This window comes from Amycolatopsis mediterranei, assembly GCF_026017845.1.
Classification (GTDB): Bacteria; Actinomycetota; Actinomycetes; order Mycobacteriales; family Pseudonocardiaceae; genus Amycolatopsis; species Amycolatopsis mediterranei.
Map to the genome: position 1 here is coordinate 3177635 of NZ_CP100416.1, position 22227 is coordinate 3199861.

General features: G+C 71.9%; 21 protein-coding genes. 15 read left to right on the forward strand and 6 right to left on the reverse strand.

The features are described 5' to 3' along the window. Positions 1-9 precede the first annotated feature (9 nt). The 11 genes from ISP_RS15175 (at position 10) to ISP_RS15225 (ending at position 12745) form a co-directional block, all read left to right on the forward strand. On the forward strand, positions 10-801 hold the full coding sequence (locus ISP_RS15175) for a TIGR03084 family metal-binding protein (protein ID WP_013224750.1): 792 nt from the start codon (positions 10-12) through the stop codon (positions 799-801). Then, the gene (locus ISP_RS15180) at positions 798-2486 is read left to right on the forward strand and encodes an acyclic terpene utilization AtuA family protein (RefSeq protein WP_013224751.1); all 1689 of its coding nucleotides are present in this window, start codon (positions 798-800) and stop codon (positions 2484-2486) included. The genes ISP_RS15175 and ISP_RS15180 overlap by 4 nt, the downstream gene beginning before the upstream one ends. Next, positions 2483-3631, forward strand: coding sequence for an acyl-CoA dehydrogenase family protein (locus ISP_RS15185; protein ID WP_013224752.1), 1149 nt, complete (start codon positions 2483-2485; stop codon positions 3629-3631). Before ISP_RS15180 ends, ISP_RS15185 begins: the two co-directional genes overlap by 4 nt. After that, positions 3628-5226: an acyl-CoA carboxylase subunit beta gene (locus tag ISP_RS15190; protein ID WP_014466887.1), complete on the forward strand. Its 1599-nt coding sequence runs from the start codon at positions 3628-3630 to the stop codon at positions 5224-5226. Before ISP_RS15185 ends, ISP_RS15190 begins: the two co-directional genes overlap by 4 nt. A 7-nt stretch (positions 5227-5233) precedes the next feature. Continuing rightward, positions 5234-7183, forward strand: a complete 1950-nt coding sequence (locus tag ISP_RS15195; RefSeq protein WP_013224754.1) for an acetyl/propionyl/methylcrotonyl-CoA carboxylase subunit alpha — start codon at positions 5234-5236, stop codon at positions 7181-7183. Next, on the forward strand, positions 7180-8346 hold the full coding sequence (locus ISP_RS15200; protein WP_013224755.1) for an acyl-CoA dehydrogenase family protein: 1167 nt from the start codon (positions 7180-7182) through the stop codon (positions 8344-8346). The genes ISP_RS15195 and ISP_RS15200 overlap by 4 nt, the downstream gene beginning before the upstream one ends. 8 nt (positions 8347-8354) lie before the next feature. Further along, positions 8355-9191: an SDR family oxidoreductase gene (locus ISP_RS15205; RefSeq protein ID WP_034284345.1), complete on the forward strand. Its 837-nt coding sequence runs from the start codon at positions 8355-8357 to the stop codon at positions 9189-9191. Beyond that, entirely contained in the window at positions 9188-9790 is a 603-nt protein-coding gene (locus ISP_RS15210) for a TetR/AcrR family transcriptional regulator (RefSeq protein WP_013224757.1), read from the forward strand. The genes ISP_RS15205 and ISP_RS15210 overlap by 4 nt, the downstream gene beginning before the upstream one ends. 123 nt (positions 9791-9913) lie before the next feature. Continuing rightward, positions 9914-10171, forward strand: a complete 258-nt coding sequence (locus tag ISP_RS15215) for a hypothetical protein (protein WP_013224758.1) — start codon at positions 9914-9916, stop codon at positions 10169-10171. A 107-nt stretch (positions 10172-10278) separates the two neighbouring features. Then, a complete protein-coding gene (gene murJ / locus ISP_RS15220; RefSeq protein ID WP_013224759.1) occupies positions 10279-12039 on the forward strand; it encodes a murein biosynthesis integral membrane protein MurJ in 1761 nt (586 codons plus the stop codon). 199 nt (positions 12040-12238) lie between these two features. After that, positions 12239-12745, forward strand: coding sequence for a hypothetical protein (locus ISP_RS15225; RefSeq protein WP_013224760.1), 507 nt, complete (start codon positions 12239-12241; stop codon positions 12743-12745). Positions 12746-12818: 73 nt separating this feature from the next. On the opposite strand, the gene ISP_RS15230 is transcribed toward ISP_RS15225, so the two are convergent. Further along, positions 12819-13769, reverse strand: a complete 951-nt coding sequence (locus ISP_RS15230) for a chitinase (protein WP_013224761.1) — start codon at positions 13767-13769, stop codon at positions 12819-12821. A gap of 330 nt (positions 13770-14099) precedes the next feature. Between ISP_RS15230 and ISP_RS15235 the strand changes: the two genes are divergently transcribed. Both ISP_RS15235 and ISP_RS15240 read left to right on the forward strand, forming a co-directional pair. Next, entirely contained in the window at positions 14100-15380 is a 1281-nt protein-coding gene (locus ISP_RS15235) for a GGDEF domain-containing protein (protein WP_013224762.1), read from the forward strand. 319 nt (positions 15381-15699) lie between these two features. Next, complete coding sequence (locus ISP_RS15240; protein ID WP_013224763.1) at positions 15700-15969, forward strand: hypothetical protein; 270 nt, start codon at positions 15700-15702, stop codon at positions 15967-15969. Positions 15970-15972: 3 nt separating this feature from the next. Here the strand turns inward: ISP_RS15240 and ISP_RS15245 are convergent, their stop codons facing one another. Both ISP_RS15245 and ISP_RS15250 read right to left on the reverse strand, forming a co-directional pair. Then, positions 15973-16935, reverse strand: a complete 963-nt coding sequence (locus tag ISP_RS15245) for an isopenicillin N synthase family dioxygenase (protein ID WP_013224764.1) — start codon at positions 16933-16935, stop codon at positions 15973-15975. Positions 16936-17017: 82 nt separating this feature from the next. Next, on the reverse strand, positions 17018-17476 hold the full coding sequence (locus tag ISP_RS15250; RefSeq protein ID WP_013224765.1) for a nucleoside deaminase: 459 nt from the start codon (positions 17474-17476) through the stop codon (positions 17018-17020). Between the two features lie 111 nt (positions 17477-17587). On the opposite strand from ISP_RS15250, the gene ISP_RS15255 reads away from it, so the two are divergent. Continuing rightward, positions 17588-18544: a helix-turn-helix transcriptional regulator gene (locus tag ISP_RS15255; RefSeq protein ID WP_014466889.1), complete on the forward strand. Its 957-nt coding sequence runs from the start codon at positions 17588-17590 to the stop codon at positions 18542-18544. Between the two features lie 81 nt (positions 18545-18625). Here ISP_RS15255 and ISP_RS15260 read toward each other — a convergent pair whose 3' ends face one another. The 3 genes from ISP_RS15260 to ISP_RS15270 all read right to left on the reverse strand — a co-directional run bounded on the left by ISP_RS15260 (position 18626) and on the right by ISP_RS15270 (position 21433). Continuing rightward, entirely contained in the window at positions 18626-19717 is a 1092-nt protein-coding gene (locus ISP_RS15260; protein ID WP_014466890.1) for a winged helix DNA-binding domain-containing protein, read from the reverse strand. Between the two features lie 39 nt (positions 19718-19756). Next, entirely contained in the window at positions 19757-20371 is a 615-nt protein-coding gene (locus ISP_RS15265) for a TetR/AcrR family transcriptional regulator (protein ID WP_013224770.1), read from the reverse strand. A 123-nt stretch (positions 20372-20494) separates the two neighbouring features. Continuing rightward, positions 20495-21433: a beta-ketoacyl-ACP synthase III gene (locus tag ISP_RS15270; protein WP_013224771.1), complete on the reverse strand. Its 939-nt coding sequence runs from the start codon at positions 21431-21433 to the stop codon at positions 20495-20497. A 60-nt stretch (positions 21434-21493) separates the two neighbouring features. On the opposite strand from ISP_RS15270, the gene ISP_RS15275 reads away from it, so the two are divergent. Further along, positions 21494-22087: a TetR/AcrR family transcriptional regulator gene (locus tag ISP_RS15275; RefSeq protein WP_013224772.1), complete on the forward strand. Its 594-nt coding sequence runs from the start codon at positions 21494-21496 to the stop codon at positions 22085-22087. Positions 22088-22227: the final 140 nt, after the last annotated feature.

Consider the following 22227-nt stretch of genomic DNA (forward strand, 5'->3'; position numbering starts at 1 on the left):
AGGCGGGCGATGGCGGATCTCGGCGTGATCCTCGGGGATCTCGACGCGGAGACACGGACGATCGACGACGTGGTGGCGAACCTGCCCGCGGCGGACTGGGCGCGGCCGACACCGGCCGAAGGGTGGACGATCGCGCACCAGATCGCGCACCTGGCCTGGACCGATCGCAAGGCCCTGATCGCGGCCGCGCACCCGGAAGACTGGCAGGCCGAGGTCGAAGAGCTGCTCAAGGCGGGGGAGACCTACGTCGACGACGGGGCCGCGGCCGGGGCGCAGCGGCCGCCGCGGGAAATCCTCGACGGCTGGCGCGAAGGGCGCGCACTGCTCGCCGAAGCCCTCGCCGCCGTCCCCGAGGGGCAGAAGCTGCCCTGGTACGGGCCGCCGATGAGCGCCGCTTCGATGGCCTCCGCGCGGATGATGGAGACCTGGGCGCACGGCCAGGACGTCTTCGACGCGCTCGGCCTGACCCGCGAGCCCACCGCGCGGCTGTGGCACATCGCCCGCTTCGGCACCCGGACCCGCGACTTCGCCTACAAGCTCCACTCGCTCGCGCCGCCGCCCGAGGAGTTCCGCGTCGAGCTCACCGCACCCGACGGCGCCACCTGGGCGTTCGGCCCCGAGGACGCCGAGCAGAAGCTCACCGGCACCGCGCTCGGCTTCTGCCTCGTCGTCACCCAGCGCCGCCACCCGGCCGACACCGATCTGGCCGCCCACGGCGCCGACGTCGAGGAATGGCTCGGCATCGCGCAGGCCTTCGCGGGGCCGCCGGGCGACGGCCGCAAGCCGGGGCAGTTTGCATGACCTACCGCATCGGCAACGCCTCGGGCTTCTACGGCGATCGGTTCTCGGCGGTTCGCGAAATGCTCACCGGCGGCCCTCTCGACGTCCTGACCGGCGACTACCTGGCCGAGCTGACCATGCTCATCCTCGGCCGCGACCGGATGAAGGACGCCACCCGCGGCTACGCCAAGACGTTCCTGCGGCAGATGGAGGAAAACCTCGGTCTGGCGCAGGAGAAAGGCGTCAAGATCGTCGCCAACGCCGGCGGGTTGAACCCCGCGGGGCTCGCGGACGCGCTGCGTGAGCTGGCCGGGAAACTGGGTCTCGACGTCAAGATCGCGCACGTCGAAGGCGATGATCTCGTGGCGCGGGCCGAGGCGCTGGACCTCGGCAAACCGTTGACCGCCAACGCCTACCTCGGCGCCTGGGGCATCGCGGAGTGCCTCAACGCGGGCGCCGACGTCGTCGTCACCGGGCGCGTCACCGACGCCTCCGTCATCGTCGGGCCGGCCGCCGCGCACTACGGCTGGGCCCGCGACGACTTCGACGCCCTCGCCGGCGCGGTCGCCGCCGGGCACGTCATCGAATGCGGTGCCCAGGCCACCGGCGGCAACTACGCCTTCTTCACCGAGCACGCCCTCGGCGTGCCCGGGTTCCCGATCGCCGAGATCGAGGCCGACGGCTCCAGCGTCATCACCAAGCACCCCGGCACCGGCGGGGTGGTGAACGTCGGCACGGTCACCGCGCAGCTGCTGTACGAAATCACCGGAGCGCGGTACGCCGGACCGGACGTCACCACGCGGTTCGACACGCTGTCCCTGGCCGAAGACGGGCCCGACCGCGTCCGCATCTCCGGGGTCCGCGGCGAAGCCCCGCCGCCGACGCTGAAGGTCGCCCTCAACCGCCTCGGCGGCTTCCGCAACGAGACGACGTTCGTCCTCACCGGACTCGACATCGAGGCGAAAGCCGCGCTGGTGCGGGAACAGTTCGAAGCGTCCATGAAGGACCGGCCGCCGGCCGACGTCCGCTGGACGCTCGCTCGCACCGACCACCGGGACGCCGACACCGAGCAGGCCGCGAGTGCGCTGCTGCACGTCGCCGTCAAGGACGCCGACCCGAAGGTCGCCGGACGTGCGTTCACCGGCGCGGCCGTCGAACTCGCGCTGGCCAGCTACCCGGGGTTCCACGTCACGGCGCCGCCGTCGGACGCCTCGCCGTACGGCGTCTACACCGCGGCCTATGTGGACTCCGCGAAAGTCCCGCACGTCGCCGTGCTGCCGGACGGGATGCGTGTCGACATAGCGCCTTCCATGTCCACTCAGGACCTGTCCGAAGTGGATGAACCGGCCCTGCCCGAACCCCTCGGCCACGGGCCGGTGCGGCGGGTGCCCTTGGGCACGATCGCCGGCGCGCGCAGCGGCGACAAGGGCGGCAACGCCAACCTCGGTGTCTGGGTGCGGTCGGAAGAGGCGTGGCGCTGGCTGGTGCACCGGCTGACCGTCGCCGAGTTCAAGCTGCTGCTGCCCGAGACCGCGGACCTGCCGGTGACGCGCTACCTGCTGCCGAACCTGCAGGCGATGAACTTCGTCGTCGAAGGCCTCCTCGGCGAGGGTGTCGCGTCGCAGGCCCGGTTCGATCCGCAGGCCAAGGCGCTCGGTGAGTGGCTGCGGTCGCGGGAGATCGACGTCCCCGAGGTGCTCCTGTGACCGATCCCTTCCGGACGCCCGAACGGGCGGAACTGCGCAAGACCGTGCGGAAGTTCGTCGAGCAGGAAGTCCTGCCGCACCTCGACGACTGGGAGCGCGACGGCGAGCTGCCGCGCGACCTGCACCGCAAGGCCGGAGACCTCGGCCTGCTCGGCGTCGCCTTCCCGGAAGAGATCGGCGGCGGCGACGGCAACTACCTCGACGCCCTGGTCGTCGCCGAGGAGATGCACTACGCCGGTGGTTCCGGCGGGCTCTTCGCGTCGCTGTTCACCTGCGGCATCGCCGTACCGCACATCGCCGAGGCGAACGATCCGGTACAGATCGAACGCTGGGTGCGCCCCGCGCTCCAAGGCGACAAGATCGGCTCGCTCGCCGTGACCGAACCAGACGGCGGCTCCGACGTCGCCGGGATCCGGACCACCGCCGTCCGCGAGGGCGACGAGTACGTCATCAACGGCGCCAAGACGTTCATCACCTCCGGGTGCCGCGCGGACTTCGTGACGACGGTCGTGCGGACCGGCGGTGACGGTGCCCACGGGCTTTCGCTGATCGTCGTCGAACGCGGGACACCGGGGTTCACGGTGAGCCGCAAGCTCGAGAAGATGGGCTGGCTCTGCTCGGACACCGCCGAACTGTCCTACGTGGACGTCCGGGTGCCGGTCGAGCACCTGGTGGGCGCCGAGAACAGCGGGTTCGCGCAGGTCGCCACCCAGTTCGTCACCGAACGGCTTTCGCTGGCCGTGCAGGCGTACGCGCACGCCCAGCGCGCGCTCGACCTGACGCTGGACTGGTGCCGGCTGCGCGAGACGTTCGGCCGCCCGCTCATCTCGCGGCAGGTCGTCCAGCACAAGCTCACCGAAATGGCGCGGAAGATCGACGTCGCCCGCACCTACACCCGGCAGGCCGCGATCCGGCACGTCTCCGGTGAAGAGGTCATCGCCGAAGCCTGTTTCGCCAAGAACACCGCCGTCGAGGCCGCCGAATGGGTGGTCAGCGAGGCCGTCCAGCTGCACGGCGGGCTCGGCTACATGCGCGAGTCCGAAGTGGAGCGCCACTACCGCGACGTCCGGATCCTCGGCATCGGCGGCGGCACGACCGAGATCCTCACCGGCCTGGCCGCGAAGCGATTGGGATACACCTCGTGACTGCACTGAGATCCACAGTGGACACGCGAGCCGCCGAGTTCGGCGCGAACCGCGAGGCGATGTTGGAGAAGCTCGCCGAGATCGACGCCGAGCACGCCAAAGCCGTCGCCGGCGGCGGCGAGAAGTACGTCGAGCGGCACCGCAACCGCGGCAAGCTCCTCGCGCGGGAACGCATCGAGCTGCTCCTCGACGCGGATTCGCCGTTCCTCGAGCTGTCGCCGCTGGCCGCCTGGGGCACCGACTACCGCGTCGGCGCGAGTCTGGTGACCGGGATCGGCGTCGTCGAAGGCGTCGAGTGCCTGATCTCGGCCAGCGATCCGACGGTCAAGGGCGGCGCCAGCAACCCGTGGACCACGAAGAAGAGCTTCCGGGCCGCGGACATCGCCGCGCAGAACCGGCTGCCGTCGATCAACCTCGTCGAGTCCGGCGGCGCGGACCTGCCCACCCAGAAGGAGATCTTCATCCCGGGCGGCCGGATCTTCCGGGACATCACGCGGGCCTCGGCCGCGGGCTGCCCGACGATCGCGCTGGTCTTCGGCAACTCCACCGCGGGCGGCGCGTACCTGCCGGGCATGTCGGACTACGTCGTGATGGTCAAGGAGCGCGCGAAGGTGTTCCTCGGCGGGCCGCCGCTGGTCAAGATGGCCACCGGCGAGGAGTCCGACGACGAGTCGCTCGGCGGCGCCGAAATGCACGCGCGGACCTCGGGCCTGGCCGACTACCTGGCCGTCGACGAGCAGGACGCCATCCGGCTCGGCCGTAACATCGTCAAGCGGCTCAACTGGACCAAGCAGGGGCCTTCGCCGAAGCCGGACTACGAAGGGCCGCTCTACGACGCCGAGGACCTGCTCGGCATCGTGCCGACCGACCTGAAGGTGCCCTTCGACCCGCGCGAGGTCATCGCCCGCGTCGTCGACGGCTCCGACTTCGACGAGTTCAAGCCGCTCTACGGCTCGTCGCTGGTGACGGGCTGGGCGAGCATCCACGGTTACCCGGTCGGCGTGCTGGCCAACGCCCAGGGCGTGCTGTTCGGCGAGGAGTCGCAGAAGGCCGCGCAGTTCATCCAGCTGGCCAACCAGATCCACACCCCGCTGGTGTTCCTGCACAACACGACCGGCTACATGGTCGGCAAGGAGTACGAGCAGAGCGGCATCATCAAGCACGGCGCGATGATGATCAACGCCGTCTCGAACTCGAAGGTGCCGCACCTGTCCGTCCTCATGGGAGCGTCCTACGGCGCCGGCCACTACGGCATGTGCGGCCGCGCCTTCGATCCCCGCTTCCTGTTCGCCTGGCCGAGCGCGAAGTCGGCGGTGATGGGCCCGGCGCAGCTGGCCGGCGTGCTGTCCATCGTGGCCCGCGCGGCCGCCGAGAGCCGCGGCCAGGAGTACAACGAGGAGCACGACAAGGCCATGCGCGCCATGGTGGAAGGGCAGATCGAAGCCGAGTCGATGCCGATGTTCCTCTCCGGCATGCTCTACGACGACGGCATCATCGACCCGCGCGACACCCGCACCGTGCTGGGGCTGAGCCTATCCGCGATCCACAATGGACCAGTGAAGGGCGCCGAGGGCTTCGGCGTCTTCCGGATGTGAGCGAGCGATGATCCAGAACCTGCTGGTCGCCAACCGCGGCGAGATCGCCCGCCGCGTCTTCCGCACCTGCCGCGACGCCGGGATCGGCACGGTCGCGGTGTTCTCCGACGCCGATGCGGCCGCGCCGCACGCCCTGGAGGCCGACGCGGCCGTCCGGCTGCCCGGCAACGCGCCGTCCGAGACGTACTTGCGGGCGGAGCTGCTGGTCAAGGCCGCGACCGAGGCCGGTGCCGACGCCGTCCACCCCGGCTACGGCTTCCTGTCCGAGAACGCCGCGTTCGCGCGGGCCGTGCTCGACGCCGGGCTCACCTGGGTGGGGCCGCCGCCCGAGGCCATCGAGACCATGGGCTCCAAAGTGGAGTCGAAGCGGCTGATGGCCGCGGCCGGGGTGCCGGTGCTGTCCGAATTGGACCCGGCTTCGGTGACTTCGGACGACCTGCCGTTGCTGGTCAAGGCGTCCGCCGGTGGTGGTGGCCGCGGGATGCGCGTGGTCCGCTCGCTCGACGGACTGGCCGAGGCCGTGGAAGGCGCCAGTGCGGAGGCCGGATCGGCGTTCGGCGACCCGACCGTCTTCTGCGAGCGGTACCTGGAGACCGGGCGGCACATCGAGGTCCAGGTGCTCGCTGATCGCCACGGCACGGTGTGGGCGGTGGGGGAGCGGGAGTGCTCGATCCAGCGCCGGCACCAGAAGGTCGTCGAAGAGGCGCCGTCGCCGTTCGTCGATGCCGCCATGCGCGAGGAGCTGTTCGAGGCCGCGCGTAAGGCCGCCAAGGCGATCGACTACGTCGGTGCGGGCACGGTCGAGTTCCTCGCCGGGCCCGACGGGCGGTTCTACTTCCTCGAGATGAACACCCGGCTGCAGGTCGAGCACCCGGTCACCGAGAACGTCACCGGCCTCGACCTGGTCGCCCTGCAGCTGCGGATCGCCGAGGGTGAGCGCCTCCCGGCCGACCCACCGCCCACCGTGGGCCACGCCATCGAGGTCCGGCTCTACGCCGAGGACCCGGCGGCGGGCTGGCAGCCGCAAAGCGGGACTCTGCACACGTTCGAAGTGCCCGATGTGGACCGGTCCTTCACGCACGGGCCCGGACTGCGACTCGACTCCGGCTTCGAGAGCGGGTCCGTCGTCGGTGTCCACTACGACCCGATGCTCGCCAAGGTGATCACCTGGGCGCCGACCCGCGCCGAAGCCGCCCGGCGGCTCGCCAAGGCCCTCGCCGCCACGAAGATCCACGGCGTCGTCACCAACCGCGACCTCCTGGTGAACATCCTGCGGCACGAGGCCTTCCTGGCGGGGGAGACCGACACGGCGTTCTTCGACCGTCACGGCCTGGACACCCTGGCCGCGCCACTGGCCACTCAGGACACCGAACGGCTGTCCGCGCTCGCCGCGGCGCTGGCGGACGCGGCGGGCAACCGGGCGCGAGCCACCACCCAGAGCAGGCTGCCGAGCGGCTGGCGCAACGTGCGCTCGGCCGGGCAGCGCAAGGTCTTCACCGTCTCGGATCGCGAGTATGAAGTGGTCTACTCGCTGACGCGGGACGGCCTCCGTGCCGATGGGTTCGAAGGCGAGCTGGTGTCGGCGGAGCCGGGGCGGGTGGTGATCGAGGTGAACGGCGTGCGGCGCACGTTCGACGTCGCTCGTCACGACGACTTGTCCTATGTGGACTCCGCGCTCGGTTCGGTCGCGCTGACGGCCGCACCACGGTTCGCCGATCCCGACGCCGCTCTGGCTGCCGGGTCGCTGGTCGCGCCGATGCCGGGCACGGTCGTGCGGCTCGCCGTGCAGGCCGGAGATCCGGTCAAGGCCGGCGACCCGCTGCTGTGGCTCGAGGCGATGAAGATGGAACACCGGATCGCCGCCCCCGCCGACGGCGTGGTGACCGAGCTGCCGGTGACCGTGGGCCAACAGGTCGAAGTGGGCACGATCCTAGCTGTGGTGGGAGAAGCAGAATGAACGCGATGAACTTCATCGAGCCGGAAGAGCGGATCGCGCTTCGCAAGGCCGTCGCCGAACTCGGCGCCAAGTACGGGCACGAGTACTACGCCCGCAAGGCCCGTGCGGACGAGAAGACGCACGAACTCTGGGACGAGGCCGGCCGGCTCGGCTACCTCGGCGTCAACGTCCCCGAGGAGTACGGCGGCGGGGGCGCGGGCATCGCCGACCTCGCCGCGGTCCTCGAAGAACTCGCCGCCGCGGGCTCGCCGCTGCTGCTCATGGTCGTCTCGCCGGCGATCTGCGGCACCGTGATCTCCCGGTTCGGCACCGAAGAGCAGAAGAAGCAGTGGCTGCCGGGTATCGCCGACGGCACCAAGCGGATGGTCTTCGCGATCACCGAGCCGGATGCCGGGTCGAACTCGCACAAGATCACCACCACGGCGAAGCGGGACGGCGGCGGCTGGGTCCTCAACGGCCGCAAGGTCTACATCTCCGGCGTCGACGAAGCCGATGCGGTGCTCGTCGTCGGCCGCATGGAGGACTCGAAGACCGGCCGCCTCAAGCCCGCGCTGTTCATCCTGCCGGCGAACACCGAGGGCTTCGAGTACACGAAGATCCCGATGGACATCGTCGCGCCGGAAAACCAGTTCTCGCTGTTCCTCGACGACGTCCACCTGCCTGCCGAAGCGCTGGTCGGGGAGGAGGACGCGGCGATCGCGCAGCTGTTCGCGGGCCTCAACCCCGAACGCATCATGGGCGCGTCGTTCTCCCTCGGCATCGCCCGGTACGCGCTGTCGAAGGCCGTCGGCTACGCGAACCAGCGCCAGGTTTGGGGCACGCCGATCGGCGCCCACCAGGGCCTCGCCCACCCGCTCGCGGAGATCAAGATCGAGCTGGAACTGGCCAAGCTGATGACACAGAAGGCGGCGTCGCTCTACGACTCCGGCGACGACTTCGGCGCGGGGGAGTCGGCCAACATGGCGAAGTACGCCGCCGCCGAGGTCGCCATCCGGGCCACCGACCAGGCCGTGCAGACCCACGGCGGCAACGGCCTGGCCACCGAATACGGCCTCGGCACGCTGGTGACGGCGGTGCGCCTGGGCCGGATCGCGCCGGTCAGCCGCGAGATGGTGCTCAACTTCGTCGGCCAGCACAGCCTCGGCCTCCCGAAGTCCTACTAGGAGCCGATATGTCTACTTTGGACGGCAAGACGATTCTCATGTCCGGCGGCAGCCGCGGCATCGGCGAGGCGATCGCGCTCCGGGCCGCGAAAGACGGCGCGAACGTCGCGCTGCTGGCCAAAACGGGTGAGCCGCACCCGAAGCTGCCCGGCACGATTTACACGGCGGCCGAAGCGATCGAAAAGGCGGGCGGCCACGCGCTGCCGATCCTCGGCGACGTCCGCGACGACGACGGTGTCGCCGCCGCCGTGGCGAAGACCGTCGAGCAGTTCGGCGGCATCGACATCGTCGTGAACAACGCCAGCGCGATCGACCTGACGCCGACCGAGCAGGTCAGCATGAAGCGTTACGACCTGATGCAGGACATCAACGCGCGCGGCACGTTCCTGCTGTCCAAATTGGCCATTCCGCATTTGAAGAACGCCGCGAACCCGCACATCCTGACGCTGTCGCCCCCGATCAGCCTCGACGAGAAGTGGTTCACCGCCGGGCACCTCGCGTACAGCATCGCCAAGTACTCGATGAGCCTGGTGACCGTCGGGCTCGCCGCGGAACTGAAGAAGGACGGCGTCGCGGTCAACTCCCTGTGGCCGCGCACCACGATCGACACCGCGGCGATCCGCAACGTCGTCGGCGCGGAACTGGCTTCGCGGAGCCGGACGCCGGCGATCATGGCCGACGCCGCCCACGCGATCCTGACCAAGCCCAGCCGGGAGGTCACCGGCCGGTTCCTCCTCGACGACGAAGTGCTGCGCGCCGAAGGTGTCACCGACTTCGCGCAGTACCGCGTCGGCGACACCGCGGAGGAAGACCTGCAGCTCGACTTCTGGGTGGACCCGGCTTGACCGGCGTCCGCGAACCCCAGCAGGAGCGCAGCCGCACCACGCGGCGGCGGCTGGTCGAGGCCGCCCTCGACAGCTTCGGCGAGCGCGGCTGGCATGGCGTGACGGTGGCCGGGATCGCCGAGCGGGCGGGTGTCTCCCGCGGCGCGGCCCAGCACCACTTCCCGGCCCGCGAGGACCTCGTGGTGGCGGCGGTCGACCTGCTCGGCGAAGCCCAGATCGACGAGCTGCGCGCCCAGGCGGCCGGCCTGCCGAGCGGGGCGTCCCGCATCGAGCGCGTCGTGGAGATGGTGCTGAACCTGTACACCGGCCCGCTGTTCCGCGCGGCCCTGCAGCTGTGGTCGGTGGCGGCGACCGACGAGGCGTTGCGGGACGTGCTGGTGCCCCTGGAGGCCCGGGTCGGCCGCGAGGCGCACCGCGTGACGGTGGAACTCCTCGGCGTCGACGAGTCCCGCCCGGGGGTGCGGGAGCTGGTCCAGGCCACCCTGGACCTGGCCCGTGGGCTCGGCCTGGCCAACCTCCTGACCGACGACACCCGACGGCGGCGCCAGATCGTGCGCGAATGGGCGCGGACGCTGGAGCTGCGGCTGGCCGGGGACTGAACGCGGCGATTCCGTGACCGGACGGAACCTCGACCGCATCCCAAGCGTCATAGTGCCGTAAGTAACACAATCGGCCCAATGGGCGAATAACTGGTTGTAGCGACCCACGAGGAAGGCAGTCCGGTGTCCGGTTCAGGAGTCGAGCTCACCCACCGCGCGATGGCGATGCTGAAGGCGGTGGCCGCCGGGCGCGCGCAGATGTCGTGCAGCTGCGAGCCCGACCTCTTCGTCGACGGATTCGCCTGTTGCGATCAGATCACCGCGCACGCCCTTGCCCACGGTGGCTACCTGCGGCCCGCCGTCGAAGGCGGCACCGGGAAGGTGGCCGCCGAGCTGACCGACGCCGGGCGCGCCGCGCTGGCGATCACCGTCGCGGCCTGAGTTCCCGGTCGCTGTCACGCAGCGTCGTGCCGGCGAACAGGTGTTCGGTCTCCCGCACGTGCCGCTGACCTGGCAGTCTTGTCCCCATGGCGGAGCACCCCCCACCGATGGACAACGAGGCGACGGTCTTCCTCCCGAGCGAGCTGCGGGGCCCGCACTGGCCGACCCGTGACCCCGACGTCTCCCGGCGCGCCTACGACGAGTTCGCCGGCCAGATCGTCGCGCGGCCGCCCGCGTCGCCGGTCAGCGCCGGGCGCGGGGAGGGTGCCGGCTCGTCGCTGGCCCGCTCCAGCGGCCGGATGGCGGTCGCCTCGGCCGTCAGCCGGGTCACCGGGTTCGTCGCGAAGCTGCTGCTCGCCGCCGTGGTCGGGACCGGGGTCGTCAACGACTCCTTCACCGTCGCGAACACGTTGCCCAACATCGTCTTCGAGCTGCTCTTCGGCGGCGTCCTGGCCAGCGTCGTGGTGCCGCTGCTGGTCCGCTCGCACGACGACCCCGACGGCGGCCGCGCCTACACCCAGCGGCTCATCACGATGGCGCTGGTGCTGCTCGCCGTCGGCACCGCCGTCGCGGTGGCGATTGCCCCGCTGTTCACCGCGCTCTACGTCGACAAATCGTCCGAGACCGCCAATTCCGGGCTGACCACCGCGCTGGCGTACCTGCTGCTGCCGCAGATCTTGTTCTACGGCCTGTTCGCGCTGCTCTCGGCCATCCTCAACGCGCAGAACGTTTTCGGCCCGCCGGCCTGGGCGCCGGTGCTGAACAACGTCGTCGTCACCGGCACGCTCGTGGTGTTCGCGTTCGTGCCGGGGGAGCTGACCCTCGACCCGGTCCGGATGAGCGACCCCAAGCTGCTCGTGCTCGGCCTCGGCACCACGCTCGGCATCGTCGCGCAGGCGGTCGTGCTCATCCCGGCGTTGCTGCGCACCGGGTTCCGGTTCCGCTGGCGCTGGGGCTTCGACCCGCGGATCAAGGAGTTCGGCGGGCTCGCCGCGTGGATCCTCGGCTACGTCGTCGTCAGCCACGTCGGGTTCGTCATCACCACCCGCGTGCTGACCGGCGGCAACAGCGGTGGCGTGACGGCCTACAGCTACGCGTCCCTGCTCTTCCAGCTCCCGTACGGCATCCTCGGCGTTTCGCTGCTGACCGCGCTGATGCCGCGGATGAGCCGCGCCGCCGCGGACGGCGACACGGTGTCCCTGGTCGGCGACCTTTCGCTCGCCTCCCGCATGTCCACGGTGCTCTTCGTGCCCATTTCGGCGGTGCTGGCGGTGGTCGGCACGCCGATCGGCATCGCGATCTTCACCTGGGGCCGCGGGACCCTCGACGACGCCGAGCGGCTCGGCCAGACGCTGGCGGTGTCGGCGGTCGGGTTGCTGCCCTTCGCGTTGGTCATGCTGCAGCTGCGGGTGTTCTACGCGATGAAGGACGCCCGCACGCCCACGCTGATCATGCTCGTGATGACCGCGGTGAAGATCCCCCTGCTGCTGCTCTGCCGCGGGCTGCTCGACGGCGAGCACGTCGTCTACGGCGTCATGCTCGTCAACGGCGCCGGGTTCGTGGTCGGGGCGGTCCTCGGCCAGGTCTGGCTGTGGGTCCGGCTGGGGCACCTGCGCAGCAAGCGGTCGCTGCGGGTCGGGCTGATCACCCTCTCGGTGAGCGGGCTGGGAGTGGTGGCCGCGGTGCTCGCCGGGCGCGCCGTGCCCGCGTCGCTCGGGGTGATCCCGGGGGCGTGGGTGAAGCTGCCGGTGCAGGGGCTGCTGGGGATGGCCGTGCCGTTCGGGTTGCTGGCGTTGCTGAAGCTGCCGGAGTTCACCCCGGTGACCCGCCGGGTGACCGCACTGCGGCGGCGGTTGGTGGCGCGTTGAGGTGGGGGCCGAGGGTGTCGAGCGGCGGCGGTTCGCCGCTCGTTGACGACTACGGCCGGAAAGCCGATCCGGTTGTCTCGAAACGGTAACGAGAGCGCGGCGATCAGCGCGTTTACAATTGCCGCAAGGGTTTCTACTATCCACCGGGATCATGCGTCGCGGGCGAGCGCGGCGTGGGGGAATCGGGTGGAGGTCGTGCATGACGCGCAGCGCGCGCAGGCGACGGGACCGGGTCACGGTCGACGAGCTGCTCAAGCAGACCGGGGCGCGGCCGCGCAAACCGGGCTCGCGGGCGGCCGAGCTGGCGGCGCGCCGGGACGTCGAGCCGGAAGCCGGGCCGCGTGGGGCGGCGCGGGTGGCGCTGGCGTCGGTGGTGATCGTCGTGCTGGGCGGGCTGGTCGTCGTGCTGGCGACGCGGCCGGACTCCGTGCCCGGCTCCACGCAGTTCCCGCAGCTGCAGCCGGCCACCGCCGTGCCGTCCTCGACCGTGCTGGCCGTCCCGACCGAGACGACCACGCCGTCGCCGGCGGTGATGCACGCGCGCCGGACGCCGACGCCCACCCCGACTCCGACCGTCACGATCGAGCTGCCGCCGCCGCCCACGTCCACGTCCACGACCAAGACGAGCCCGCCGCCGGTCACCTGGAACCCCTACCAGTGCTCCCCGTACTACTGCGCGCCCTACCCGGGCGGGCCGCGGCGCTGACCCGCGAAGGCCCCCTCACCGACCCCGATGCCGGTGAGAGGGCCCCCGACAGCCCCACTACGGGTCCGGTGGGTCAGCCGGTGTAGCCGGCGACGATCTTGGTGAAGGCGTACTTGTCCTGGCTGATCCCGCTGCACTCGCCGCCGCCGCTGCAGTCGCGGTTGGTGGCCCAGAACGTGAACCGGGCCAGGTGGTGGCCGGCCGCGTAGCTGCGGATGGAGGTGAAGTTCGCGACCGTGACCGTCTCGCCCGCGTTGTCGGTCTTGCCGTTCATCGAGGAGAGGCCGCTGTGCCGGTAGGCGGTGTCGTCGCTCCAGCCGAACGTCGTCTTGAGCTGGTTCTTCAGCCCGTCGACCGCGGACTTCGTGTGCGCGGCCATGTCACCGCCGCTGGAGAAGTCGAACGGCATGACCGACCAGACGTCGACCGGGGCGCCGATCGCCTTGGCCTGGTTGATCAGGCGCTTGCCCCACGAGTCGGGGCCGGTCGTGGTGGTGCCGATGGTGATGACGACCTTCAGGTTCGGGTTCTTCTGCTTGGTCAGCTTGACCGCGTTGAGGATGCGGTCCTGCACCGTGTTGTTCTGGAACTCGTCGGTGTTCTCGATGTCGAGGTCGATCGCCTTGAGCCCGTAGGCGTCGATCACCTTCTGGTAGGCACCCGCCAGCGCGGAGGCCGACGTGCACTTCGAGCCCAGTTTCGTGCCGGACCAGCCGCCGAAGGACGGGATCACGTCCCCGCCCGCGTTGCGGATGTTCTGGATCATCGTCTTGTCGGAGCCGGTCAGCGACCGGTTGCCGTCCCACTTGGGGTTGCAGGAGCCGTCCGAGAGGACGAACGCGAGGGTAAACGCTTTCACACCGGTCGCGGACATTGCAGCCGTCGGGCTGGTCTGCCCGCCCCACTGGTACAGGTACGGGGAGGCGAGCACGGGGTCGGCCGCGGCCATGGCCTGCGGGGCGAGCCCGACCGTCGTCGCCAGCGCGGCCGAAGCCGCGGCTGCGAGGGTGAGGAGACGGCGCACTGATTTCGCCGATCCGGCCAAAAGCAGGCCGCCCCCCGAGCGACGAGCAACCGTCGCTACGAAGGTCTTCGGCCGTGACTGTGGGCGGATCGGCGATGAACGAAGCAGCATGGGGGTCCTCCGAAACGCGCAGGTGGAGCACCTCCGGTTTGAGGCGGCGGGATCAACCCGGGAGGAGTGCTGTGTGCCATCACACAGTGGACTAGACCAATGTTGCGTGTCAACCCTCCATCGGTCGGAAAATGACCCACGGTGCCCGGAGCTCGCGACCGTGTTAAATTCCCCTGAAGGCGGATCGACACGGGCCCGCATTCCGGCTACTTTGCCGAAATGGTGGGGGATTCCACGGTCGCCGCCGGCGGGGAACGCCCCCCGGGCCGGTTCCTGTCCGCCCTCGTTCTGCGCCGCTGGGCCCTGCGGCGGTGGGCGCTGTGGCGGCTGCCGCGCCGCGGCCAGGTCTGGTACCTCGTCGGGATCGACGCTCTCGCCGTCGCCGCCGTCGTGCTCGCCGCCCTCCGCTTCCCGCCAGTCGCCGCGATGCTGACACCGTTCGCGCTGCTCGCGGCCGGGATGCTCGTGTCGGCGGAGCTCGCGCGGCCGGTCGAACGCCACCGCGAGGAGACCCTCCTCGGCCCCGGTGTCGACACGCCGTGGATCTTCGCCGGGGTGCTCGTGCTCCGCCCCGGTCTCGCCGTCGCGCTGGTCGTGCTCTCCGCGCTGCACCAGTGGTTCCGGGTCCGCAGAAAACCCGTTCACCGGCAGGTGTTCGGCGCCGCGGCGACGGCGCTGGCCGGTCTCGTCGCGGGCGCCTTCCTCACCGCGACCGGCGTCCGGCCGCTCGGCGAGGTCCTCGGCACCCGGACCGTCCTCCTGCTCACCGTCGCCGGGCTGGTGTTCCTCGCGGTCAACGCCGCGCTCGTGACCGGCGCCGACGGGCCGCGCCGGCCGCGCGAAGCCGCCGCCGGGTACGCCTTCGACGCCGCGATGACGGCCTTCGGCCTCCCGCTCGCCTGGGCCGCGGCCGCCGCGCCGCTGCTGGTCCCGGTGCTGGCCGGCGCCACCGTCGTGCTGCACCGCGGCGGGCTGGGCGGCGGCCGCCGCGACCACGTCACCCTCGATCCGGGCACCGGCGTGCTGACCGCCGCGTCCTGGCGCGGTGCCGCCGAGGCCCGGCTGGACCGCCCCGGCGGGGCCGGCCCGGCCGTGCTGCTGCTCGACCTCGACCACTTCCGCCTGCTCAACGACCGCTACGGCGCCCGGATCGGCGACGCCGTCCTGCGCGCGGTCGCCGGCACCCTGCGCGACGAGGTCCGGGCCGCCGATCTCGTGGGCCGCTCCGGCGGCGAGGAGTTCGCCGTGCTGCTGCCCGGCACCGGCGCCTTCGACGCGATGGCGATCGCCGAGCGCATCCGCCTGCGGATCGCCTCGACGCTGGTGGCGCTGAAGGCTTCGGGCGACGGCCCGCAGTTCGTCGGGGTGACGGTGTCGATCGGCGTGGCGGGCTGCTCGCCCGGCCTCCTCGACGAAGCGCTGCTGGCCGCGGAAGCAGCGCTGCTGCGCGCGAAGGCGGCGGGCCGCAACCGGACGGTCTGCGCCGAACCGGCGCCGTGATCCGACCGTTAGAACGGCCGGACAACCGGTAATACCGCGGCGCGTCTTGATGGCAGTAAAGACGGTGAGGGACCGTCAATGACGCAGGGGGAAAACCATGAATGCACGGGGTCGTTTCGCGCGCGCCGGAGCCGGGGCCGGAATTGTGGTGGCGGCGGGATTCCTTCTGTCGGCGTGCACCGGTCAGCAGAACCCGCCGGATGGCGGACAGGCCACGGCAACCCCCGCGGCAACCCCCACGGCGACGGCGACGACGGCCACCCGGGCGGCCGCGCCTGCGCAGGTGGCCGAGCCGGTACCGGCCAAGGGGGCTGAACCGGTGGACGCTTGTGCTTCGGCGACCAAAGCCGCGCTGGAGGCCGCGCTCAAGGCGGACAAGAAAGCGGCTGCCGCACTGGTCGTCGACAGCAAAGGGCTGCAGCGCATCAAATGCGCCGAGCCGTGGGCTTTCGCGCACTTCACCAACGACATCGACGGCGGCAGCGTCCTGTTCGCCCACCGGAACGGGAAGTGGATCCTGCAGCGCGGCGGCACCGGGGGAATGTGCGAAAGCGTCCCGGCCGCGATCGCCAAGCAGATCTGCGTCTGAGAATCAGCTCATCGTGATCGCGTCCAGTTTTTCCTTCAGGTACTGCGACGCGATCACTTCGGGGTAGGTCCGGGTGCCCAGCGGCGGCGCCAGTGACGTGATCCGCGCGTCGTGATCGGTCTCGTAGAAGAAGATCAACGACACGAGGTCTTCGTCGGGCGCCGTCGCCGCCGGCGGGAGGACGCGGTGGCGCGTCGAGCGCCAGCGGTCGCCCGTCCAGCGGGCCATCAGGTCGCCGATGTTCACCGTGAACGCCTCCGGGTGGAACGGCGCGTCCGTCCACTCGCCGTCGGCCGTGCAAACCTGCAGGCCGCCGACGCCGGCCTGGCGGTCGAGCACCGTGACCGTGCCGAAGTCGGTGTGCGGGCCGATCCGGAACTGGTCCGGCGCCGGCGGGCCGACGCGGGTCATCGGCGGGTACCAGTTGATGTTGAACGTGTACGTCGGGTGCGCGGTGTGGCGGGTGAAGTGGCTCTGGGCGAGACCGAGCGCCGCGGCGAAGATCTCCAGCAGGTGGTCCGCCAGCGCCCGCATCCGGCGCATGTACTCGGTGGCCACCTCGCCCAGGCCGGGCACCTCGTGCGGCCAGACGTTGGGCTGGAACCAGAACCCGTCGACCTCGGCCACGCCGGTGCGGGTGTCCGCGCCCGCGGAGTAGGACTCCTTGAGGTCCGGCGGGGTTTCGGTGCCCTCGGCGTAGCCGTTGGCCTCGACACCCGGCGGCAGCCAGCCGCGGCCGCCGACCGTGACGGCGTAGCGCTGCTTGACGTCTTCGGGCAGCGCGAAGAACTCCCGCGCCAGCTCGCGCGTCCGGTGGCGCAGGTCGTCCGGGACGCCGTGCCCGGTGACCAGCAGGAAGCCGGACTCCCGCAGCGCCTGGTCGATCCGGCCCGCCACTTCGGCCCGGCCCTCGGACGTGCCCGCGAACCACGGCGAAAGGTCCACGAGCGGAACGGATGACGGCATACCTGCTCCTGTAAAGCGCTGTTTGTCAAGCATGTCCGGTCGAGCAGGTCCGATCAGCAACTGTCCGGTGACCAGCACTGTCCTATTCGGACTTCTCGACCCCGATGTCCTCGAACCACAGGTCCGGGCGCGCGGCGATGAACTCCGTCATCAGCGCGGTGCAGCCGGGATCGTCGAGCAGGGTGATCTCCACCCCGAGCCCGGCGAGCCAGTCGTGACCGCCGTGGAACGTCTCGGCCTCACCGATGACGACGCGCCCGATACCGAACTGACGGACGAGCCCGGAGCAGTACCAGCACGGCGAGAGCGTGGTGACCATGATCGTGTCCCGGTAGTGCGGGCGGCGGCCGGCGTTGCGGAACGCCGCGGTTTCGGCGTGCATCGACGGGTCGCCGTCCTGCACGCGCCGGTTGTGCCCGCGCCCCAGCAGCGTGCCCGTCGAGTCGAACAGCGCGGCCCCGATCGGCACGCCCCCTTCGGCTTTGCCCAGCTCGGCTTCTTCGCGGGCGACGGCGAGCAAGGTGTGCGGATCGATCGGCATGCGTCACTCTTTCCGGCCGGAGCGGTGCCTGGCAAGTGTTTGCCGCCGGGACTGCACCTTCCGGCGGATCGCGGACAGGAGCTGTCCGCGATGTCTGGCACACTGCGTGCCATGTACGGCACTTCGGAACGGCTGCTCAGGCTGCTCTCGCTGCTGCAGGCGCGCCGGGACTGGCCGGGCGCCGACCTCGCGGCCCGCCTCGAGGTCGACGTCCGCACGATCCGCCGCGACGTCGAGCGGCTGCGCTCCCTCGGCTACCCCGTGCACGCCACGCCGGGGGTGGCGGGCGGCTACCGGCTCGGCGCGGGCGCGGCGCTGCCGCCGCTGCTGCTGGACGACGACGAGGCCGTCGCGGTCGCCGTCGGCCTGCGCACGGCGGCGAGCGGCACGGTCAGCGGCATCGAGGAGACGTCGGTGCGGGCGCTGGCGAAGCTGGAGCAGGTGCTGCCGGCCCGGCTGCGGCCGCGAGTGGGCGCGCTGCAGGCGGCGACGGTGTCCCTGCCCGGAGCCGGGCCGACGGTGGACGCCTCGGTGCTGACGGCGATCGCGGCGGCCTGCCGCGACCAGGAACGGCTGCGGTTCGGCTACGGCGACCGGGCGGGCGCCTCGACGCAGCGGTCGGTCGAGCCGCTGCGGCTGGTCCACACGGGGCGGCGCTGGTACCTGGTCGCCTTCGACCTCGACCGCGCGGACTGGCGCACCTTCCGGGTGGACCGGATCGCCGGGGTGCCGTCGGTGGGCTTCCGGTTCACGCCGCGCGAGCCTCCGGCTCCGGACCTCGCGGAGTACGTCTCCCGCCAGATCTCGACGGCGGTCTACCCGCACCAGCTGGTCCTGCGGGTGGCCGCCCCGGCGCCCGCGGTGGCCCGGCGCCTGTCGCCGGCGGCGGGGGTGGTGGAGGAGATCGACGAGGGCAGCTGCCGGGTGCGGACCGGGGCGAAGGACCTGGACACGGTGCCGTACCACCTGGCCCAGCTGGGGTACGACTTCGTGGTCGAGGAGGCGCCGCCGGGCCTGGTCGAGCGGCTGCGCGAGGTGGCGGAGCGGTTCGCCAGGGCGGTCGGCTGAGCGCGCAGCGCCACAAGACGGCCTTGGTTGCGCAAGGCCACATCGGGGTGCTCGGCGGGCCCGGCAGCGGCGGTCGTCGCGCTAGCTCGGTTCGACCCGGACGCAAGCGCTTTCGCCGTCGCTCAAGAAGCCGGCCAACCCGCTGCCCTCGGCCGCGACCTCGGCCCGTTCCGCCCCGGTCAACCGCCGCAGCGGCCGGACCACGACCGCGTCGTCCTCGGTCGTCCACGTCGCCGCAACGCGGCCGTCGACCAGGACCACCCGCTCGCCCGCGACCGAGAGCCCGCGGTGGGCGTCGTCGATGATGCGGGAGCGGTCGTCGTAGCCGAGGATCGCGTTGTCGAACGCCGGCAGGAACCGGACCGGTGCCGGGGTGCCCGGGTCGGGCTGGGGTGCCCCGGGCAGGTCGAGCAGCTCGCGTCCCCGCTCGTCGCGGAAGACCACCAGTTCCTCGCGCACCGCCTTCACCGCGGCGGGCAGGCCGGCCAGGCCCGACCACGCGCGCAGGTCCGCCGTCGCCGCCGGGCCGAACGCCGCGAGGTAGCGCCGGACCAGCGTCCGCCCGACGCCGTCGTCCGGGTCGAGCGGGTCGGCTTCGCGGCCGAGCCACGCGGCCAGCGGCAGGTTCCGCACGCCCGCCTTGGTGCGCCACAGCCCGCGCGGCGGCAGCTGCGTCGACGGGATCAGCGCGGCGATCAGCAGCTCGCCGAGCGGGCGCGGGCCCGGCGCGGGCCACCGGTCGGCGACCGCCCGCGCGAGTTCGCCCATCGAGCGGGGCTCGCCGTCGGCCAGCACCGCCCGGCCCGCCGCCGCGAGCTCGGCGAAGTCGACGCCCTCGAGTTCGGCGCGGTAGGTGCCGACGACCCGCTGTCGCAGCATGGCGTCGAACCGGCTCCGCCACGCCAGGACGTCGTCGGCGGGCAGCAGGTGGACGGTGCGGCGCATGAGGTGCGTCCGCACGACGCGCCGCCCGGTCAGCAGGGCGTCCAGTGCGGCCGGGTCGAACGCGCGCAGCCGCGACCACAGGCCGGTGAACGGTTCCTGCGGCTCCTGCGCCTGCAGGCCGCCAAGGTGGGCGACGGCGTCGAGCACGGGCAGGCCGGCCCGCTCGAGCAGCAGCTGCCGGGCGAGGGTGGCGCGGTTGAGGGCTCGCGCGTCGAGGACGGTGTGCACGAGGCCACCGTGCCAGAGGTAGCGGTCAGGTTGTGTCCGCTACTCGGCGGGCACGCCGAGCATGCGCAGCACGAGCCCGCCGTACTCCTTGCCCAGCGCCGCGGGCGTCTGGCGGGCGCGCTCGCTGTACCAGCGGGCGACGTCGACACCGAGCGAAAGCACGGCCCGGGCGGCGACGTGCGGGTCGGACACGGTGAACACGCCGCTGTCCGCGCCCTCGGCGATGACCTCGCGCACGATCCGCTCGATCCGGCGCCGCAGCGCGGCGACCACCTCGAACTCCTGCGCGGGCAGCGCCTGCAGCTCGTACTGGACGACCCGCGCGACGGTGTGGCGCCGCGCGTGCCACGCCACGAAGTCCTCGACGATCAGCCGGATCCGTTCGACGGGATCGGACTCCTTGGCGACGACGTTCTCGACCAGCGCGAGCGTCTGCTCGTGGCCGTAGCGGCTGATGGCGAACAGCAGCGCGGCCTTGGAGGGAAAGTGCACGTAGAGCGCGGCGGGCGACATCCCCGCGGCGCCGGCGATGTCCCGGGTGGTGGTGGCGTGGTAGCCGCGCTGGGCGAAGGCCTCCACCCCGGCCAGCATGAGCCGCCGGGCGGTCTCCGGCTGCACGTCCGGCCAGAGTTCGGCCGACAGCGACATCGTCATCCGGTGGTCCTCCCCGCTCGCCCGCGGCGGCCACGACGGCCGGCCCGGTCGTGCCCATTGTAAGCGGGCGCTTGGCCGGGAAAGCCGGGGAGACGTCCCGGGCCTTCCCGGCACGGCCGTCACTCACGGGCAGGTGACGACCTGGCCGGCCCAGGAGAGCCCGCCGCCGAAGGCGAAGAGCAGCACCGGCTCACCGGACGGCAGCTCGCCGCGACCGACCATTTTGGACAGTGCGAGCGGGACGGAGGCCGCCGAGGTGTTCCCCGAATCGACCACGTCCTTGCCGATCGCCACGTCGTCGCGCAGATCGAGCCGGTCGGTCAGCGCCTCGACGATCCGCAGGTTGGCCTGGTGGGTGACGACTCCGGCGAGGTCCGTGGTGGCGATGCCCGCGCGGTGGCAGGCCTCGGCGGCGACCGCGGGCAGTTCCCGGGCGGCCCAGCGGAACACCGACTGGCCGTCTTGGGCGAACGCCGGCTGCCACGCGTCCACGAGCCGGACCAGGTGCCGGCGCGCGGGGTCGGATCCCCAGACGACCGGGCCGAGCCCCGGCGTCTCGGCGGTGCTGAGGACGGCCGCGCCGGCGCCGTCGCCGAGCAGGACGCAGGTGCCGCGATCGGTCCAGTCGGTGACGTCCGACATCTTCTCGGCCCCGATGACCAGCGCGTGCCGGGCGGCTCCGGCCCGGATGGCGTGGTCCGCGGTGGCCAGTGCGGTGCAGAACCCCGCGCAGCCGTTGTTGAGGTCGAAACAGACCGGGGCGGGGATGCCCAGGCGCCCCGCGACCTGGGCGGCGATCGACGGGCAGCGGTCGATCGCACTGCAGGTGGCGACGATGACCATGCCGATTTCGCCGGGGTCCAGGCCGGCCGCGGCCAGCGCCTTCGCGGCGGCTTCGGTGGCCAGGTCGGCCACCGAGCCGTCGGCGATGTGCCGGGTGACGATGCCGGTGCGGCGGCGGATCCACTCGTCGGAGGTGTCGACCATGCCTTCCAGGTCGGCGTTGGTCAGCACGCGGGCGGGCTGGTGGTGGCCGAGCGCGGTCAGGCGGGAGCCGGGCATGCGTCCTCCTCGGAGCAGGGCGAAAATAGCGACCGATCGTTCGTAATCTATAGTCTGCCCATGAGTCCCCGGAAGTCCCTGGCCGAATCCCGGCTCACCCGGCAGCGCATCCTCGACGCCGGCCTGGTGATCGCGTCGGCGGAGGGGCTGGAGGGGCTGACGATCGGGCGGCTCGCCGCCGAGCTGGGAATGAGCAAGGCGGGCGTGATCGGTCACTTCGGCACCAAGGAAGGGCTCCAGCTGGCCGTCATCGACGCCGCCACCGCGATGTTCGTCCGCGAGGTACCCGAACGGGCGCGCGGGGTGGCGCGCGGCCTGCCGTACCTCCGCGCGGCGTGCGAAGCGTGGATTTCCTACCTGGAACGCGAACTCCTGCCCGGCGGCTGCTTCTTCACCGCAGCCGCGGCCGAGTTCGACGGCCGCGAAGGACCGGTGCGCGAGGCCATCGCGCACGCTGACCAGCTCTGGCAGCGCGAGCTGCGGCTCAACATCCGGCGGGCGGTGAGCCTGGCGGAACTGCCGCCGCACACCGACATCGACCAGCTGCTCTACGAGATCGTCGCGATCATGCTGGCCCTCAACCACTTCCTGCAGCTGCACGGCGACCGTCGCGCGCCGGCTCGCGCGCGCCGGGCGCTGGAACGCCTGTGGTAGCTGTCCCTTCCGGGACACGGAGAGGGGGGGGGGGGGGGGGGGGGGGGGGGGCGGGGGCGGGGGGGGCCCGCGCCGGGCGGCCGCGGGGGCGCGGGGCAGCCGCGGCCGGGCCGCCGGCGGGCGGCGGCGGCGGCCCGCCG

Bases quoted from the DNA above. Each gene is read 5' to 3' on its own strand.
- ISP_RS15255 (WP_014466889.1), top strand. From the start codon at position 17,588: ATGTACGGCACTTCGGAACGGCTGCTCAGGCTGCTCTCGCTGCTGCAG.
- ISP_RS15275 (WP_013224772.1), top strand. From the start codon at position 21,494: ATGAGTCCCCGGAAGTCCCTGGCCGAATCCCGGCTCACCCGGCAGCGC.
- ISP_RS15195 (WP_013224754.1), top strand. From the start codon at position 5,234: ATGATCCAGAACCTGCTGGTCGCCAACCGCGGCGAGATCGCCCGCCGC.
- ISP_RS15265 (WP_013224770.1), bottom strand. From the start codon at position 20,371: ATGACGATGTCGCTGTCGGCCGAACTCTGGCCGGACGTGCAGCCGGAG.
- ISP_RS15250 (WP_013224765.1), bottom strand. From the start codon at position 17,476: ATGCCGATCGATCCGCACACCTTGCTCGCCGTCGCCCGCGAAGAAGCC.
- ISP_RS15235 (WP_013224762.1), top strand. From the start codon at position 14,100: ATGGTGGGGGATTCCACGGTCGCCGCCGGCGGGGAACGCCCCCCGGGC.
- ISP_RS15180 (WP_013224751.1), top strand. From the start codon at position 798: ATGACCTACCGCATCGGCAACGCCTCGGGCTTCTACGGCGATCGGTTC.
- ISP_RS15205 (WP_034284345.1), top strand. From the start codon at position 8,355: ATGTCTACTTTGGACGGCAAGACGATTCTCATGTCCGGCGGCAGCCGC.
- ISP_RS15175 (WP_013224750.1), top strand. From the start codon at position 10: ATGGCGGATCTCGGCGTGATCCTCGGGGATCTCGACGCGGAGACACGG.
- ISP_RS15270 (WP_013224771.1), bottom strand. From the start codon at position 21,433: ATGCCCGGCTCCCGCCTGACCGCGCTCGGCCACCACCAGCCCGCCCGC.
- ISP_RS15200 (WP_013224755.1), top strand. From the start codon at position 7,180: ATGAACGCGATGAACTTCATCGAGCCGGAAGAGCGGATCGCGCTTCGC.
- ISP_RS15245 (WP_013224764.1), bottom strand. From the start codon at position 16,935: ATGCCGTCATCCGTTCCGCTCGTGGACCTTTCGCCGTGGTTCGCGGGC.
- murJ (WP_013224759.1), top strand. From the start codon at position 10,279: ATGGACAACGAGGCGACGGTCTTCCTCCCGAGCGAGCTGCGGGGCCCG.
- ISP_RS15225 (WP_013224760.1), top strand. From the start codon at position 12,239: ATGACGCGCAGCGCGCGCAGGCGACGGGACCGGGTCACGGTCGACGAG.